We start from the raw sequence: 17589 nt of genomic DNA, 5'->3' as shown, positions 1-17589 counted from the left end.
GTGTTCTCAGCCCCCGATCTCGTCCAGGAATCCGGTCATGACGCGGAGGAAGCGGTCGGGCTCCTCAAGGTGGGGCGAGTGGCTCGACTCCTCGAACAGCTCCCAGCGGACGTCCGGGATCAGGTCGGCGAACGGGCGGACGGTCGCGGGCGTCGCCTCGTCGTGGCGGCCGGAGAGCACCAGGGTCGGGGCCGCGATGCGGGCGAGGCCGTCCTCGACCGACCAGTCGCGCAGCGTGCCGACGACGTGGAACTCGCTGGGGCCGTTCATCACGCCGTAGACGGTCGGGTCGTTCTGGATCTCCATGAATGTCGCCGTCAATTCGCGCGGCCACGGCCGTACCCGGCAAAGGTGCCGGTCATAGAAAACGGTCATCGCCTCGAGGTATTCGTCGCTTTCGGTGGTGCCCGCCTCCTCGTGGCGGCGGAGTGTCGCGTCGACGCCGTCGGGAAGCCGGTCCCGCAATTCCTTCATCGCCTCCCGCCACCGCGGATACGAGGCGGGAGAATTGGCGATGACGAGGCCGCGGAGCCCTTCCGGACGTGTCGCGGCGTGCGCGGCGGAGAGCATTCCTCCCCAGGACTGCCCGAACAGGACGTAGTCGTCGGCGATGCCGAGCCGGGTCAGCAGATTGTCGAGCTCGTCGAGGAACAGCCGGACCGTCCAGAAGTCCGCGCCGCGGTCCGGCAGGTGGGTGGAGCCTCCGTTGCCGATCTGGTCGTAGTGGACGACGGGCCGGCCGCGGTCGGCGAGCCGGGCGAGACCCAGCAGATAGTCGTGGGAGCTTCCGGGCCCGCCGTGCACGACGACGAGCGCCGGGCCCGTGCCCGGCTCCCCCGTGACGCGATACCAGGTCTCATATTCGCCGAATGGCACGGTTCCTTTGGCACTGGGCGCCAATGACATGTCCACCACCTCGATCAGCTCGGATCACGCCGCCGCGTCGGCATACTCCCGTCGCGGTTGGATCGGCGATCAGGGCACTGAAAACGACGGTAGTAGAGGGGCCACTCCCAGAAACCCCCTGTAAGTCCTCCGGGACCCCCTATCCCGGGGCCCCTTATCCCCGGTCGGCGAGCCACTCCCGAATGATCTGCGCGGTGGTCTCCGCGTGGTCCTGGATGAGCGTGAAGTGATTTGCGGAGACCGTCCGGAGGGTGTGCGCGGGGTCCCAGGGCGCCGCGAGCATGTCGCCGGCCTCGGGGTCGTTCGCGGGCACGGGTATGAACGCCTCGGTGGCCTGGACGAACAGGACCGGCGCGGCGAGGCGGGCGGGCGCGAAGTGGAGGAGCAGCTTGGCGTAGTACCCCATCCCGGACAGCCGGGCGCTGTCGAACCGGCCGAACGCCGGTTCCATCTCCAGCAGGGCCAGGGCCAGCGGCTTCTGCCCGGCGCTCATCGCCGCGTCGCCGACGCGGAAGGTGTCCAGCATGATGAGGCCGTCGGGCCCGGCGCCCGCCTTCTCCAGGTGGCGGGCCGCCATGTGCGCGACGAGCCCGCCGGAGGAGTAGCCGAGCAGGACGAACGGCTCCCCGTCCGCGGCCCGCAGGACGCTCTCCGCGACCGCCTCGGTCATGACGGGCGCCGACTCGGGCAGGCTCTCGCCCGGCGCGAACCCGGGCAGCGGCAGCGCGGACACGTGCCGCTCCCCCTGGAAGTGGGAGACCAGCCGCGCGTGCTGGTGGACGCCGCCCACGGCCATCGGCGTCGAGACGCAGATCAGGCGGGGGCGCGCGGGCCCGTCCGCCAGCTTCACCGGCGCCAGGGGCGGCGCCGTCGCGGCGGAGGAGAACCTGGGCCTGGTGTCCGCGACCGCATGAAGCATGAAGAACCCCTTCACGACGTTGTCGGAGAGGACGGCCGACCGGAAGAGGTCGCTCAGCGTGTCGCCGCCGTCCGTGCGGTCCGCGGCGTCCGTGCCGTCCGCCGGGGTCCCGGCGCCGGGTCCTGCCGGGTCCGCCGCGCCGCCGGGCGCCGTGGTCGCGTCGCCGCCCAGCTCGGCGGCGAGGCGGGCCCGGACGTGCCGGGCCAGCTCGGCGGGGTTCTTGGCGTCGAAGACGGCCATCGCGGGCAGCCGCAGCCCGGTCGCGGCGTTGAGGCCCTTGCGCAGCTCCATCGCGGTCAGCGAGTCGAAGCCCGCTTCGAGGAAGTCGCGCTCGGGGTCGACGGCGTCGGGGCCGCTGTGCCCGAGCACCCCGGCCGCGTAGGCGAGGACGAGGTCCCGCAGCTCGCGTTCCTGCTGCTCCGCCGGGAGCCCGGCGAGGCGCTCGCGCAGCGATTCGGCGTCCGCCCGCGCCCCCGACGCGCTGCGCCGGGACCGCGGCAGGAGCCCGCGGAACAGGTGCGGCGGCTCGGGCACGGAGGCGAGGGCCCTGAGGTCGAGCTTGATCGGGACGAGCGCGGCCTCGTCCAGCGCGGCCGCCGTGTCGAGCAGCGAGAGTCCCCGGTCGGGCTGCAGCGCGTCCACGCCGGACCTGGCGATCCGCTGGCGTTCGCTGTCGTCGAGCTGCCCGGCCATGCCGCTGTCGTCGGCGGCCCACAACCCCCAGGCGAGCGATTGCGCGGGCAGGCCCTCGGCCCTGCGGTGGTGGGCGAGAGCGTCCAGGAACGCGTTGGCCGCGGCGTAGTTGCCCTGGCCCGGCGTCCCAAGAACACCGGCCGCCGACGAGAACAGCACGAACGCCGACAGATCCATGTCGCGTGTCAGCTCGTGCAGGTTCCAGGCCGCATCGACCTTCGGACGTAGGACGGTGTCCACATGCTGGGCGGTCAGCGACGAGATCATGCCGTCGTCCAGGACTCCGGCCGCGTGCACCACGCCCGAGAGGCGGCGGCCGTTCAGGAGCTGCGCCAGCGCCTCCCGGTCGGCCACATCACACGCGGCGACCTCCACCTCGGCGCCCAGCTCTTCCAACTCCGCGCGCAACTCCGCCGCACCCGGCGCGTCGGCGCCGCGACGGCTCGTCAGCAGCAACCGCCGCACACCACGCCCGGCCACCAGATGCCGAGCCACCACACCACCCAAGGCACCCAAAGCACCCGTCACCAAGACCGCGCCATCGGCGTCGGCGGCCTCAGCCTCTTCGGGCGGTTCGGGTTGGCCTGCCGGGACGCGTGCCAGCCTCGCCGCGTGGAACTCGCCGTCCCGTAGCGCGACCTGGGGCTCGCCCGAGGACGCGAGGGCGGTGAGGACCTCGTCGAGCCCGGCCGCGGGCTCGGGAACGTCCGCGAGCACGATCCGGCCGGGGTCCTCCGACTGCGCGGACCTGACCAGGCCCCACACCGCCGCGCCCGCGAGGTCGGTGACCTCCTCCGCGCCGGTCACGGCAACCGCGCCGGAGGTGACGACGGCCAGCCGGGACGCGGCGAACCGCTCCTCCTCCAGCCACGGCCGCAGCACGTCCAGCACGCGGTGGACGGCGGGCCGGACGGCCGCCGCATCCCGTCCGCCCGTGACGCGCAGCACCACGATCTCCGGGACGGCCGCGTCCGCGTCCAGCGTGTCCCAGTCCGCCCACTCCGGCGGGGCCGCGGCGGCCGGGCCCGGAGCGGGCAGCGGGAGCCAGTCAAGCCGGAACAGCGAGTCGTGGAACCGCGATCCGGCGGCGGCCGCCAGCCGGTCGGCCGGGACGGCCCGCAGCACGAGCGCGTCCACGGACGCGACGGCGCGTCCGGTGACGTCGGCGAGCCGGAGGGACACCGCGCCGTTCTCGGCCGGCGCGACCCGCACCCGCAGCGCTGACGCGCCCGACGCGAACAGCTCCACGCCCGACCACGCGAACGGCAGCAGGATCCCGTCGCCGGTTACTCCGGTCAGCGCGATCGCGTGCAGGCCCGCGTCCAGCAGGGCGGGGTGCAGGCCGTAACCCTCCACATTCATGTCTTCAGGGAGTGCGACCTCGGCGAACACCTCGTCGCCGCGCCGCCACGCGGCCCTCAGCCCCTGGAAGGCCGGACCGTACTCAAGCCCGGCCACGGCGAGACCGTCGTAAAGGTCGGTGACGTCCACGGGTTCGGCGCCAGCGGGGGGCCACTGCGCGGGCGAGGGCTCCGGTTCGGGGCCCGCGGGGGTGAGGACGCCCGCGGCGTGGCGGGTCCACGGCTCGTCCGTGTCCGGCCGCGAGTACACCGACACCGGCCGTTCGCCCGAGTCGCCCTCGGCGCCGACGACGACCTGGACGCGGACGCCGCCGTCCTCCGGCAGCACCAGCGGCGCCTCCAGCGCCAGTTCCTCGACGCGTCCGCAGCCTGCCTGGTCGCCCGCGCGGATCGCCAGCTCCACGAAGCCCGCGCCGGGGAACAGCACGACACCGCCGGCGGCGTGGTCGGCGAGCCACGGCTGCGCCGCGGCCGACAGCCGGCCGGTGAGCGTCACGCCGCCCGATTCGGGTGCGGCGAGTGCGGCGCCGAGCAGTGGATGGTCGGGCGCGTCCAGGCCCAGGGACGTCGCGTCGCCGGTCCCGGCCGGGGCGTCGGCCCAGTAGCGGCGGCGCTCGAACGCATACGTCGGCAGCTTCACGGCCCGGCCGGGCCGCCCGCCGAGCACGGCGTTCCAGTCGACGTCGACGCCGCCGGCGAACGCCTCGGCGAGCGATGCCAGCAGCCGCGCGAGGCCGCCCTCGCCGCGGCGCAGCGAGCCGACCGCGACGGCGTTCGCGCCGGCCGCGTCCAGGGTCTCGCCGAGGCCCACCAGCAGGCCCGGGTGCGGGCTCGCCTCGACGAACGCGCCGAACCCGTCGGCGAGCAGCGCGCGGGTCGCGTCCTCGAAGCGGACGGTGTTGCGCAGGTTGGCGTACCAGTACTCGGCGTCGAGGGTCGCGGTGTCCACGGGCCCGCCGGTGACCGTGGAGTAGAAGCCGGTCTTCACCGAGCGCGGGGACAGCCCGTCCAGCTCGGCGAGGATCCGGTCGCGGATGCCCTCGACGAACATCGAGTGCGACGCGTAGTCCACCGGGATGACGCGGACGCGGACGCCGTCCCCGTCCAGCGCCGCCCGCAGTTCCTCCAGCGCGCTGACGTCGCCGGACACGACGACCGAGCCGGGCCCGTTCACCACGGCCAGTTCCAGCCGGCCGCCGTAGCCTTCGAGCAGGGCGGTGACGCGGTCGGCCGAAGCCGCCACCGACAGCATGCCGCCCTTGCCCGCCAGGCCCTCGCCGATGATCCGGCTCCGGACCGCGACGACGCGTGCGCCGTCGTCCAGGGTCAGGGCCCCGGCCACGCACGCCGCGGCGATCTCGCCCTGGGAGTGGCCCACGACGGCCTCCGCCTGCACGCCGAACCCGCGCCACGTCTCGGCCAGCGAGACCATCACCGCCCACAGCACGGGCTGGACGACGTCCACCCGTTCCAGCGGAGTGCCGTCGCCGCGGAGGACGTCGAACAGATCCCAGTCGGTGTAGGGGCGCAGCGCGTCGGCGCACTCCGCCAGCCGCGCCGCGAAGACCGGGGACGTTTCCAGCAGTTCCACGGCCATGCCCGCCCACTGCGAGCCCTGCCCGGGGAACACGAACGCCGGGCGCGCCGCACCGCGGGCGACGCCGCGGACCACCACGCCGGACTCCCGCCCGGCGGCCAGGTCGGCGAGCGCGCCGAGCGCGGCCTCGCGGTCCTCGGCGAGCACGACGGCGCGATGCGCGAACACGGCCCGGGACGTGACGAGCGCGTGCGCGACGTCCAGCGCGCCGAGCCCCTCATCGGCCCGGACGAGGGCGGCCAGCCGCTCCGCCTGACCCGCCACCGCGCCCGCGGTCTTCGCGGACACCACCCACGGGACGACGCCCGGCGCGCCTGCCCCGTCCTCGTTCCCGGGTGCGCCCGGCACGGGGGCAGGCGCGGGGGCCGAGGGCTCTTCGAGGATCACGTGCGCGTTCGTCCCGCTGATCCCGAACGAGGACACCCCGGCGCGGCGCGGACGCCCCTCCACCTGCCACTCGCGCGCCTCGGTCAGCAGCCGGACGCCTCCCGACGACCAGTCCACGTGCGGTGTCGGCTCGTCCACGTGCAAGGTCTTGGGCAGGACGCCGTGCCGCATCGCCTCGACCATCTTGATGATCCCGGCGACGCCAGCAGCCGCCTGCGTGTGCCCCATGTTGGACTTGACGGACCCCAGCCACAGCGGCCGCTCTTCCGGACGGTCCTTCCCGTACGTCGCGAGCAGCGCCTGCGCCTCGATCGGGTCGCCGAGCGTGGTGCCGGTGCCGTGCGCCTCGACCGCGTCCACGTCGTCCAGGCCCAGCCCGGCGTTCGCGAGCGCCTGCCGGATCACGCGCCGCTGCGACGGCCCGTTCGGCGCGGTCAGACCGTTGGACGCGCCGTCCTGGTTGATCGCGCTGCCCCGGACGATCGCCAGCACCGGATGGCCGTGCCTGCGCGCGTCCTCCAGCCGCTCCACCAGCAGCATCCCGGCGCCCTCGCCCCAGCCTGTGCCGTCGGCGGCGGCGGCGAACGACTTGCTGCGCCCGTCGCCCGCCAGGCCGCGCTGGCGGCTGAACTCCACGAACGTCCCGGGCGTCGCCATCACCGTCACGCCGCCCGCCAGCGCCAGCGAGCACTCGCCCGAACGCAGCGCCTGGACGGCCAGATGCAGCGCAACCAGCGACGACGAGCACGCCGTGTCGACCGAGACGGCCGGGCCCTCCAGCCCGAGCGTGTAAGAGACGCGGCCCGACGCGATGCTCCCCGCGTTGGCCCCGCCCGCGTAGTCGTGATACATCACCCCGGCGAACACACCGGTGGCGCTCCCCCGCAGCACGGACGGGTCGATGCCGGCGTCCTCGAACGCCTCCCAGGACGTCTCCAGCAGAAGCCGCTGCTGCGGGTCGGTCTCCTCCGCCTCGCGCGGCGAGATGCCGAAGAACTCGGCGTCGAAGTCCGCCGCGTCGTAGAGGAACCCGCCCTCCGCCGCATACGTCTTGCCCGGTTTGCCGGGCTCGGGGTCGTAGAGCCCGTCGATGTCCCAGCCGCGGTCGCGGGGGAACGGCGCCACCGCGTCCACGCCCGCGGACACCAGGCGCCACAGGTCGTCCGGCCTGGAGACGCCGCCCGGGTAGCGGCACGCCATCCCGATGATGGCGATCGGATCGTCGCCCGCCGCCGCGCCGGCCGCCGCGGGGAGCGCGGCGTCGTCGTCCGCGCCGAGGACCTCGCCCTCGATGTGGCGGGCCACGGCGCGCGCGTTCGGATGGTCGAAGACCAGGGTGGCGGGCAGGCGCAGCCCGGTCGCCGCGTTGAGGAGGTTGCGCAGCTCCACCGCCGACAGCGACGTGAAGCCCAGCTCGCTGAACGCCCGGTCCGGTTCGATGGACGCGGTGCCGTCGTGCCCGAGGACGGCGGCGACCTGCGTCCGCACCAGGTCGAGGAGGACGCGTTCGCGTTCCGGGCCGTCCAGCCCGGCGAGCCGGCGGCGCAGCGCCGACGCGCCGCCGCCCCGCGCCGCCTGCCGGGCGGGAGCCCGGACCAGGCCGCGCAGCATCGGCGGCAGCAGGCCCGAACCCGCGAACGTCCGCATAAGCGCCAGGTCCAGCCGGACCGGCACGAGCACGGCCGTGTCCGCGTGGAGCGTGTCGTCGAGCAGCGCGAGGCCCTCGTCCGGTGCGAGCGGCGGCATGCCGGAGCGCCGGAGCCGCTCGGCGTCCGCGTCGTCCAGGCGGCCCGCCATCCCGTCCGTCCCGCTCCACGGCCCCCACGCCAGCGACGTGGCGGCGAGCCCCCGCGCGCGGCGGTGCTCGGCCAGCGCGTCCAGGAACGCGTTGGCCGCCGCGTAGTTCCCCTGCCCCGCGCCGCCGAGCGTCCCCGCGACGGACGAGAACAGTACGAAGGCCGACAGGCCCAGGTCCGCGGTCAGCTCGTGCAGATGCCACGCGGCGTCGGCCTTGGGCCGCAGGACGGTGTCCATCCGCTCGGGCGTCAGGGCCGAGACCACGCCGTCGTCCAGCACCCCGGCCGCGTGGATCACGCCGGTGAGCGGGTGCTCGGCCGGGATCCGCGCGAGGAGCCCGGCGACCGCGTCGCGGTCCGCCACGTCGCACGCGGCGACGTCGGCGTCCGCGCCCGCCGCCGCGAGCTCCGCGCGCAGCTCCGCCGCGCCCGGGGCGTCCATGCCGCGGCGGCTGGTCAGCAGCAGGCGCCGGACGCCGTGCGCCGCCACCAGATGCCGCGCCACCAGCGCGCCGAGACCGCCCGTGCCGCCGGTGATCAGGACCGTCCCGTCCGCCGTCCAGGGTCCAGCGCCGGAGCCGGGGCCGGGGCCGGTGGCTCGGGCCAGGCGCGGGACGCGCGCCTCTCCGGCCCGCACCGCGAGCTCCTGCTCGTCGGCCCGCATCACGGCCGGCATGAGGCCGGACGGCGGCTCGTCCTCGTCCAGATCCAGCAGGACGAAACGGTCCGGGTTCTCCGTCTGCGCGGTGCGGATCAGGCCGCGCACGGACGCGGCGGCGAGATCGTCCGGCCCTTCCCCCTGGGCGGTGGCGACCGCGCCGCGCGTGACCACCACCAGCCGGGACGAGCCGAACCGCGCATCGGCCAGCCAGGTCCGCACGACGTCCAGGGCCTCATGCGTGGCCGAGCGGACCGCGTCCGGGACGTCGCCGGACCGCCGCGCGCACGACCACACCACCACGTCCGGGATCGGATGCCCGGACCCGGCGGCCTCGGCCAGCGCGGCGAGGTCGGGGAAATGCGCGGTCCCGGCGTCGAGGCCGAGCCGGTCCGGGCCGTCCGCGCCGACGACCGCCCAGCCGTCCCCGGCTCCGGACGCGCCGGCTCCGGACGCGTCGTCCAGCGGATGCGGCGTCCATGTCACCTGGAACAGCGAGTCGGCGCCCGGCCCGTCCGCGGCGCCGAGCTGCCCGGCCGGCACCGGCCGCGTCACCAGCGAGTCCACGGACAGCACCGCGCCCCCGGACTCGTCCGCCAGCGTCAGGGCCACACCGCCGTCACCGGCCGGCGTGACGCGGACGCGGACCGACGAGGCGCCGGAGGCCAGCAGCCGCACCCCGCTCCACTCGAAGGGGAGGACCGCTTCCTGGCCGTCGTCGTCGCCGCTGCCGCTGCCGCTGATGAGCATCACGTGCATCGCGGCGTCGAGGAGCGCCGGGTGGACGCCGAAACCGCCGGCCTCGACCCGTGCCTCCTCCGGGAGCGCGACCTCGGCGAACAGCTCGTCCCCGCGCCGCCACGCGGCCTGAAGCCCCTGGAACACCGGCCCGTAGCCGAATCCGCGCCCGGAGAGGTCGTCGTAGACGCCGTCGACGTCCACGGCCGTCGCGCCGGCGGGCGGCCATGCCCCGAGGTCGGACGCTTCGGCCTCCGGCGCCGGGCCGGCCGCGGCGAGGACGCCGTCGGCGTTGCGCGTCCACGGAAGGTCGTCGGGGGCGTCGCCGCGGCGGGAGTAGACGCTCACCGGACGGGCGCCGTCCTCATCCGCGGCGCCCACCACGACCTGGACGTCGACACCGCCGTGCTCGGGCAGCGTCAGCGGCGCGAGCAGCGTCAGCCGCTCCAGCACGTCGCAGCCGACCTGGTCCCCGGCCCGGACGGCCAGTTCGACGAACGCCGTCCCGGGCAGCAGCGCGTTGCCGAGCACCTCGTGGTCGGCGAGCCACGGCTGCGCGCCCGCCGACAGGCGGCCCGTCAGCGCCACGCCGTCCGAGTCCGGCAGCGCCACGGCCGCGCCCAGCAGCGGATGCTCCGCGGCGACCTGGCCGAGCGCCGACACGTCGCCCGAGAGCGCCGGGGCGTCCAGCCAGTAGCGCCGCCGCTGGAAGGCGTAGGTCGGGAGGTCCACCCGGCGCGCGTTCCGTCCCGCGAAGATCGCGGACCAGTCCACGGCGGCGCCGTGCGCGTGGATCGCACCGAGCGCCGCGAACACCTCCGGCTCCTCCGCCCGGTCCCGGCGAAGGACCGGGACGAGGACGGCTTCCGCCGGGTCGGCCACGCAGCCCTGCGCCATCGCCGTCAGGACGCCGTCCGGCCCCACCTCGACGAACCGCGTCACGCCCTCGGACTCCAGCCGCGCGACGGCGTCGGCGAACCGGACCGCCTCCCGCACATGCCGCACCCAGTACTCCGGCGACGTCAGTTCGTCCGTTGTCGCGACGCTGCCGGTGAGACCCGAGACGATCGGCACGGACGGAGCCGCGTAGGCGAGCCCTTCGGCGACGGCGCGGAAGTCGTCGAGGATCGGGTCCATGAGAGGCGAATGGAAGGCGTGCGAGACGCGGAGGCGGGTCGTCCTGCGCCCCTGGGCCTCGAAATCGGCCTGGATCTGCGCGACCGCGTCCTCCGCTCCGGAGATCACGGCCGACCGGGGCCCGTTCAGCGCGGCGATCGCCACGCGGGGCTCGGCGTCCAGCAGCGGTGTCAGCTCGTCCTCGGCGGCTTCGACGGCCGCCATCGCGCCGCCCGCGGGCAGCGCCTGCATCAGCCGTCCGCGCGCCGCCACGAGCGTCGCCGCGTCCCGCAGCGACCACACCCCGGCGACATGCGCGGCCGTGATCTCGCCGATGGAGTGCCCGGCCAGGAAGTCGGGGCGGACGCCCCAGGATCCGAGGAGCCGGAACAGCGCCACCTCCACCGCGAACAGCCCGGCCTGCGTGAACATCGTCTGATCGATCAGCTCGGCGTCCGACCAGATCACGTCGCGGAGCGGCCGGTCCAGGTGCTCGTCCAGCGCCGCGCACGCGTCGTCGAACGCGTCCGCGAAGGGCTGGAACGCCGCATACAGCTCGCGGCCCATCCCGAGCCGCTGCGCGCCCTGACCCGAGAACAGGAACGCCGTCGAGCCGGCGGAGACGGTTCCGGTGGGCGCGTCCGGTCGGGACTCGCCCGCCGCTACCGCCGCCAGCCCGCGCAGCCCGGAGGCCCGGTCACCCGCCACGACCACCGCGCGCTGATCGAGGACGGCGCGCGACGTCGCGAGCGTGAAGCCCACGTCCACCGGCGACAGCTCCGGACGCTCCACCAGGTACGCGTGCAGCTTCTCCGCCTGCCCCCGCAGTCCCTCGGCGGACTTGCCGGAGACGACCCAGGGCACGACGCCGCCGGAATCGTCGCCGGACTCCGCGATGTCGTCTGCCGGTTCTGGTTCTTCGATGATGACGTGCGCGTTCGTCCCGCTGATCCCGAACGAGGAGATCCCGGCACGGCGCCGATGCCCGTTGACCGGCCAGTCGCGCGCTTCGGTCAGCAGCTCCACCGCGCCCGCCGACCAGTCGACGTGCGGGGTCGGCTCGTCCACATGCAACGTCTTGGGCAGGACGCCGTGGCGCATCGCCTCGACCATCTTGATGATCCCCGCGACACCGGCGGCGGCTTGGGTGTGCCCGATGTTCGACTTGATCGACCCCAGCCACAGCGGACGCCCTTCGGGACGGTTCTGCCCGTAGGTCGCCAACACCGCCTGCGCCTCGATCGGATCGCCCAGCGTGGTGCCGGTGCCGTGCGCCTCGACCGCGTCCACATCACTCGTGGTCAAGCCAGCGGTGGCCAGGGCCTGGCCGATCACGCGACGCTGCGACGGCCCGTTCGGCGCGGTCAGACCGTTTGACGCACCGTCTTGGTTGACCGCGCTGCCCCGCACGATCGCCAACACTTGGTGACCATTGCGGCGGGCGTCCGATAGGCGCTCGACCAGGAGCATCCCGGCGCCTTCACTCCAGGAGGTGCCGTCCGCCGAGGCCGCGAACGACTTGGCCCGGCCGTCCGGAGCCAAGCCGCGCTGGCGGCTGAACTCCACGAATGTCTCTGGAGTGGCCATCACCGCGACGCCACCGGCCAATGCCAACGAGCACTCACCCGAGCGCAACGCCTGGACGGCCCAATGCAAAGCGACCAGCGATGACGAACACGCGGTGTCGACCGTCACCGCCGGGCCTTCCAAGCCGAGGGTGTAGGAGATCCGCCCGGACGCCACCGAACCCGTGCTGTTGTTGTAGGCGTAGTCGTGATACATCATCCCGGCGAACACACCGGTCGCACTGCCACGCAACGACGCCGGAACGATGCCCGCCCGCTCAAGCGCCTCCCACGACACCTCTAGCAGCAGCCGCTGTTGCGGGTCCATCAGCCAGGCATCGTTGGGGCTGATGCCGAAGAAGTCCGCGTCGAAGTCGGCCGCGTCGTCCAGGAAGCCGCCCTGGTTCACGTAGCTCTTGCCCGGACGGCCGGGCTCCGGGTCGAACAGCCCGGCCAGGTTCCAGCCGCGGTCGGACGGGAGGCCGGAGACGCCGTCCACGCCTCCGGCGACGAGCCGCCACAGGTCGTCGGGGGTGGTGACGCCGCCGGGGTAGCGGCACGCCATCCCGACGATCGCGATCGGGTCGTCGTCCACCGGCGCCCGGACGGTCACGGCGGGAACCGCGCCGGACGGGTCGCCGCCGGACAGTTCGTCGAGGAGGTGCCCGGCCAGGACGTCCGGGGTCGGGTGGTCGAAGACGAGCGTCGCGGGGAGCCGCAGGCCGGTCGCCTGGTTCAGCCGGTTGCGCAGCTCGACGGCCGACAGCGAGTCGACGCCGAGGTCCCGGAACGCGCGGACGGCGTCGATGGCGCGCGGCCCGTCGAATCCGAGGGCCAGCGCGGTCTGGGTCCGGACGATGTCCACCAGGGCGGGGCGCCGGTCAGGCTCCGGCAGCGCCGCGAGCCGGTCCCGCAGCGCGGCGCCGGCCCCGGCGGCGGACGCGGCCCGGCGGCGGGAGCGCCCGCCCACCAGGTCGCGCAGCACGGGCGGCAGGTCGTCGCCGGCGCCCGCGAGCGCCTTGACGTCCAGCCCGATCGGCACGAGCAGCGGCTCCGCGGACCGGGACGCGGCGTCGAAGAGCGCGAGGCCCTCGTCGGCGGGCAGCGCCCGGACGCCCGAGCGGGCCATGCGGCGGACGTCGCCGCCGTCCAGCGCGCCGGTCATGGCGCTGCCGTCCGCCGCCCACAGGCCCCACGCCAGCGACTGCGCGGGCAGGCCGCGGGCCGTGCGGTAGGCGGCGAGGCCGTCCAGGAAGGCGTTCGCGGCGGCGTAGTTGGCCTGTCCCGGCGTGCCGAGGACGCCGGCGGCCGAGGAGAACAGGACGAACGCGGACAGGCTCATGTCGCGGGTGAGCTCGTGCAGGTTCCAGGCCGCGTCCGCCTTGGGCCGCAGGACGGCGTCCACGCGTTCGGGGGTGAGCGCGGTGAACGTCGCGTCGTCCAGGACTCCGGCGGCGTGGATCACGCCGGTCAGCGGGCGGTCCGCGGGCAGGCCGCCGAGCAGCGCCGCCAGCGCGTCGCGGTCGGCCGCGTCGCAGGCGGCGACCGTGACGTCGGCGCCCAGCACGCGCAGGTCGGCGGCCAGGTCCGCGGCGCCGGGCGCGTCCATGCCGCGGCGGCTGGTCAGCAGCAGCCGCCGGACGCCGCGTTCGGTGACCAGGTGCCGGGCGAGCAGCGCGCCGAGGCCGCCGGTCCCGCCGGTGATCAGCACGGTTCCGGCGCCGTCCAGCACCGGGGTGGCGGACGCCGTCCCGGGACCGCCGGGGTCGGCCGGGCCGGGGTGGGCCGGGACGCGGGCCAGGCGGAGCACGTGCCCGCGCCCGTCCCGGAGCGCCACCTGCGGCTCGCCCGCAGCCGCCGCGGCCGCGACCGCGGCGGACGGGTCGGCGGGGTCGTCGGAGTCCACGAGGACGATCCGGTCCGGGTGCTCCGCCTGGGCGGACCGCAGCAGGCCCCACACCGCCGCGCCCGCGAGGTCGGACAGGTCGTCGCCGGTCACCGCGACCGCGCCGCTCGTCAGCACCAGCAGCCGCGAGCCTGCGTACCGGTCGCCGTCCAGCCATGAGCGCGTCACGTCGAGGACCCGGTGCACGGCGGCGCGGACGTCGCGGGCCGTCCCGCCGTCGACGGGCAGCACGACGGTCTCCGGAACGTCTGCGGCGTCGTCGTCCAGGTCGTTCAGGTCGTCCCACAGCGCCCACGACGGGGCGGCGGGCGCGTCCTGATCGCCGGGCCCGGTCGGGACGGGGGTCCAGTGCGGCCGGTACAGCGAGTCGTGGTGGCCCGCCGCCCCGCTCGTGAACCGCTCGGCCTGGACGGGCCGCGACACGAGCGAGTCGGCGCTCAGCACCGGCCGGCCGGACTCGTCGGCGAGCAGCACCGCCGTCCCGTCCGCGCCGGCGGGCGTCAGCCGCGCCCGGACGGACGTGGCGCCCGACGCGTGCAGCCGCACCCCGCTCCACGCGAACGGCAGCACCATCCCGCCGTCGTCGTCGTGCGCGCCGTCCGAGGCGACCAGCCCGGCGTGGAGCACCGCGTCCAGCAGCGCCGGGTGCACGCCGAAACCGTCCTCCTGGGCCTCTTCGGGCAGTGCGATCTCGGCGAACAGTTCGCCGCCGCGCCGCCACACCGCGCGAAGCCCTTGGAACAGGGGGCCGTAGCCGTAGCCCGCGTCCGCCAGCCGCTCGTACGCGCCGTCCACCGGGACCGGCGCGGCGCCCTCGGGCGGCCACACGGCCAGGTCGAACGCCGGTTCGGGGGCGCCGTCCGCGAGCACGCCGGTGGCGTGCCGCACCCACATCCGGTCGTCGGCCCGGGAGTGGACGCCCACCACCCGGCGGCCCTCGTCGTCGGCGGCCTCCACGACCACCTGGACGGCGATGTCGCCGTGCTCGGGCAGGACGAGCGGAGCCTGCAGCGTCAGTTCCTCCAGCGTCCCGCAGCCGAGCAGGTCGCCCGCGTGGATCGCGAGGTCGACGAACGCGGTCCCGGGCAGCACCACGCTGCCCAGCATCCGGTGGTCGGCGAGCCACGGCTGGGAGTCGGCCGACAGCCGCCCCGTCAGCACCGCGCCGCCCGCGTCCGGGAGAACGGCCGCGGCGCCGAGCAGCGGATGCTCCAGCGGGCCGAGGCCGAGGGCCGCCGCGTCCGCCGCGCCCGGCCGCTCCAGCAGCCAGAACCGCTCGCGCTGGAACGCGTAGGTCGGCAGGTCCACCCGGCGGGCGCCGCGTCCCGCAAGCGGCGCCGTCCAGTCCACGCCGGCGCCGGTCGCGTGCAGCGCGCCGATCGCGGAGAGCAGCGTGGCGGCCTCGGGGACGTCGGCCTTCAGCGCGGGCATGGCCGCCGCGATGCCGTCCGGCGCCGTCAGCGCGGCCTGCGCCAGGGCGGTCAGCACTCCGTCCGGGCCGAGTTCGACGAACCGTGTCGCGCCTTCGTCCTCCAGGTGCCGGACGGCGTCGGCGAACCGCACCGCGTGCCGGACGTGCCGCACCCAGTAGTCCGGTGCGGCGAGTTCCTCGGGCGTCGCGGTCCGGCCGGTGAGGTCGGACACGACGGGGATCGCGGGCGTGCCGTAGGCGACGCTCTCCGCCACCTGGCGGAACTCGTCGAGCATCGGTTCCATCAGCGGCGAGTGGAACGCGTGCGAGACGCGCAGCCGGGTCGTCTTGCGGCCCCGCGCGGCGAACTCGTCGACGACGCGGGCCACGGCGCTCTCGGCTCCGGAGACGACGACCGACTCCGGGCCGTTCACGGCGGCGATGTCGATGGCGGCGGCGTCCAGCAGCGGCGTCACCTCGTCCTCGGACGCCTGCACGGCCGCCATCGCACCGCCGGCGGGCAGCGCCTGCATCAGCCGTCCGCGCGCGGCGACGAGGGTGGCGGCGTCCTCCAGCGACCAGAGCCCGGCGACGTGCGCGGCCGCGAGCTCGCCGATCGAATGACCGGCCAGGAAGTCGGGACGGACGCCCCAGGAGTCGAGGAGCCGGAACAGCGCCACCTCGACCGCGAACAGCCCGGCCTGCGTGTAGGCCGTCCGGTCGAGCAGCTCGGCCTCGGACCAGACGACCTGCCGCAGCGGCGTGTCCAGATGCTTGTCGAACTCCGCGCAGGCGGCGTCGAAGGCGTCCGCGAACACCGGGAACGTCTCGTGCAGCTCGCGGCCCATTCCGACGCGCTGCGCGCCCTGCCCGGAGAACAGGAACGCGGTCAGGCCGGGAGCGGCGACTCCCCGCGCGACATCGCGGCCGGGCGCGCCTTCGGCGAGAGCGTCCAGGTCCGCCAGCAGCGCGTCGCGGTCCGCGCCCACGACCACCGCGCGGTGTTCGAGGACGGCGCGCGTCGTGGCCAGGGAGAACGCCACGTCCAGGGGGTCGAGCTCCGCACGGTCCCGGACGAACGCCGCCAGCCGCCGGGCCTGCGCGCGCAGCCCGTCCTCCCCGCGCCCGGACAGCGTCCACGGCACGGCGGGCAACGGCTCGGCCTCCCGCTCCGCCGCGGGCTCGGACTCGGTCTCGGGCTCTTCGATGATCACGTGCGCGTTGGTCCCGCTGATCCCGAAGGAGGAGATCCCGGCGCGGCGCGGACGCCCGTCCGCCGGCCAGTCGCGCGGCTCGGTCAGCAGCTCCACATCACCAGCCGACCAGTCGACATGCGGGGTCGGCTCGTCTACGTGCAGGGTCGCGGGGAGGACGCCGTGCCGCATCGCCTCGACCATCTTGATAATCCCCGCCACCCCGGCAGCGGCCTGGGTGTGCCCGATGTTCGACTTGATCGACCCCAGCCACAACGGACGCCCCTCGGGACGGTTCTGCCCGTAGGTCGCCAGCAGCGCCTGCGCTTCGATCGGATCGCCCAGGGCCGTGCCGGTGCCGTGCGCTTCGACCGTGTCGACCTGATCGGCGGCCAGCCGGGCGTTCGCCAGCGCCTGGCCGATCACGCGACGCTGCGACGGCCCGTTGGGCGCAGTCAAACCGTTGGACGCACCGTCTTGGTTGACTGCACTGCCCCGCACGATAGCCAGCACGGGGTGACCGTTGCGCTGGGCATCAGACAGGCGCTCCACCAGCAGCATCCCGGCGCCTTCGCCCCAGGAGGTGCCGTCCGCCGAGGCCGCGAACGACTTGGCCCGACCATCCGGAGCCAAGCCGCGCTGACGGCTGAACTCGATGAACGCATCCGGCGTCGCCATCACCGCCACGCCGCCCGCCAACGCCAGCGAACACTCCCCCGAACGCAACGCCTGTACCGCCAGATGCAACGCCACCAGCGACGACGAGCATGCGGTGTCCACCGTCACCGCCGGGCCCTCCAGGCCGAGGGTGTAGGAGATACGGCCGGAGGCCACCGAACCCGTGCTGTTGTTGTAGGCGTAGTCGTGGTACATCATCCCGGCGAACACACCGGTCGCGCTGCCGCGCAACGACGCCGGGTCGATGCCCGCCCGCTCAAGCGCCTCCCACGACACCTCCAGCAGCAGCCGCTGCTGCGGGTCCATCATGAACGCCTCGTTCGGGCCGACCCCGAAGAAGCCGGGATCGAAACCGGCCGCATCGTGCAGGAACCCGCCTCGCTCCACGTAGCTCTTGCCCGGACGGCCCGGCTCCGGGTCGTACAGGTCCGGGGCCCAGCCGCGGTCGGACGGGAAGCCCGACAGCGCGTCCACGCCGTCCGCGACCAGGGTCCACAGGTCCTCGGGCGAGGTGACGCCGCCGGGGTAGCGGCACGCCATGCCCACGATCGCGATCGGCTCGCGCAGCTCGGCCGTGAGCTTGCGGTGCCGTGCCCGCAGACGTTCGGTCTCCTTCAGCGACGCCCGAAGTGCCGTCAGGAGTTTTTCGTCGGTTTCAGGCATCG

At 75.0% G+C, this 17589-nt stretch carries 2 protein-coding genes; both read right to left on the bottom strand.

The window, feature by feature from the left end; translation table 11 throughout:
* Positions 1-6: 6 nt before the first annotated feature.
* Positions 7-876 carry a proline iminopeptidase-family hydrolase gene (locus ACH35V_RS39690; RefSeq protein ID WP_395980047.1) on the bottom strand — a complete coding sequence of 290 codons (870 nt, stop codon included), beginning with the start codon at positions 874-876 and terminating at the stop codon, positions 7-9.
* 184 nt (positions 877-1060) lie between these two features.
* Positions 1061-17587 carry an SDR family NAD(P)-dependent oxidoreductase gene (locus ACH35V_RS39685; protein WP_395980046.1) on the bottom strand — a complete coding sequence of 5509 codons (16527 nt, stop codon included), beginning with the start codon at positions 17585-17587 and terminating at the stop codon, positions 1061-1063.
* Between the last annotated feature and the right edge of the window lie 2 nt (positions 17588-17589).

The organism is Actinomadura sp. 1N219, from assembly GCF_044326405.1.
Lineage (GTDB): Bacteria > Actinomycetota > Actinomycetes > Streptosporangiales > Streptosporangiaceae > Spirillospora.
Note: the sequence above shows the minus strand (reverse complement) of the source record. Positions and strands in the feature narration are given on the sequence as shown.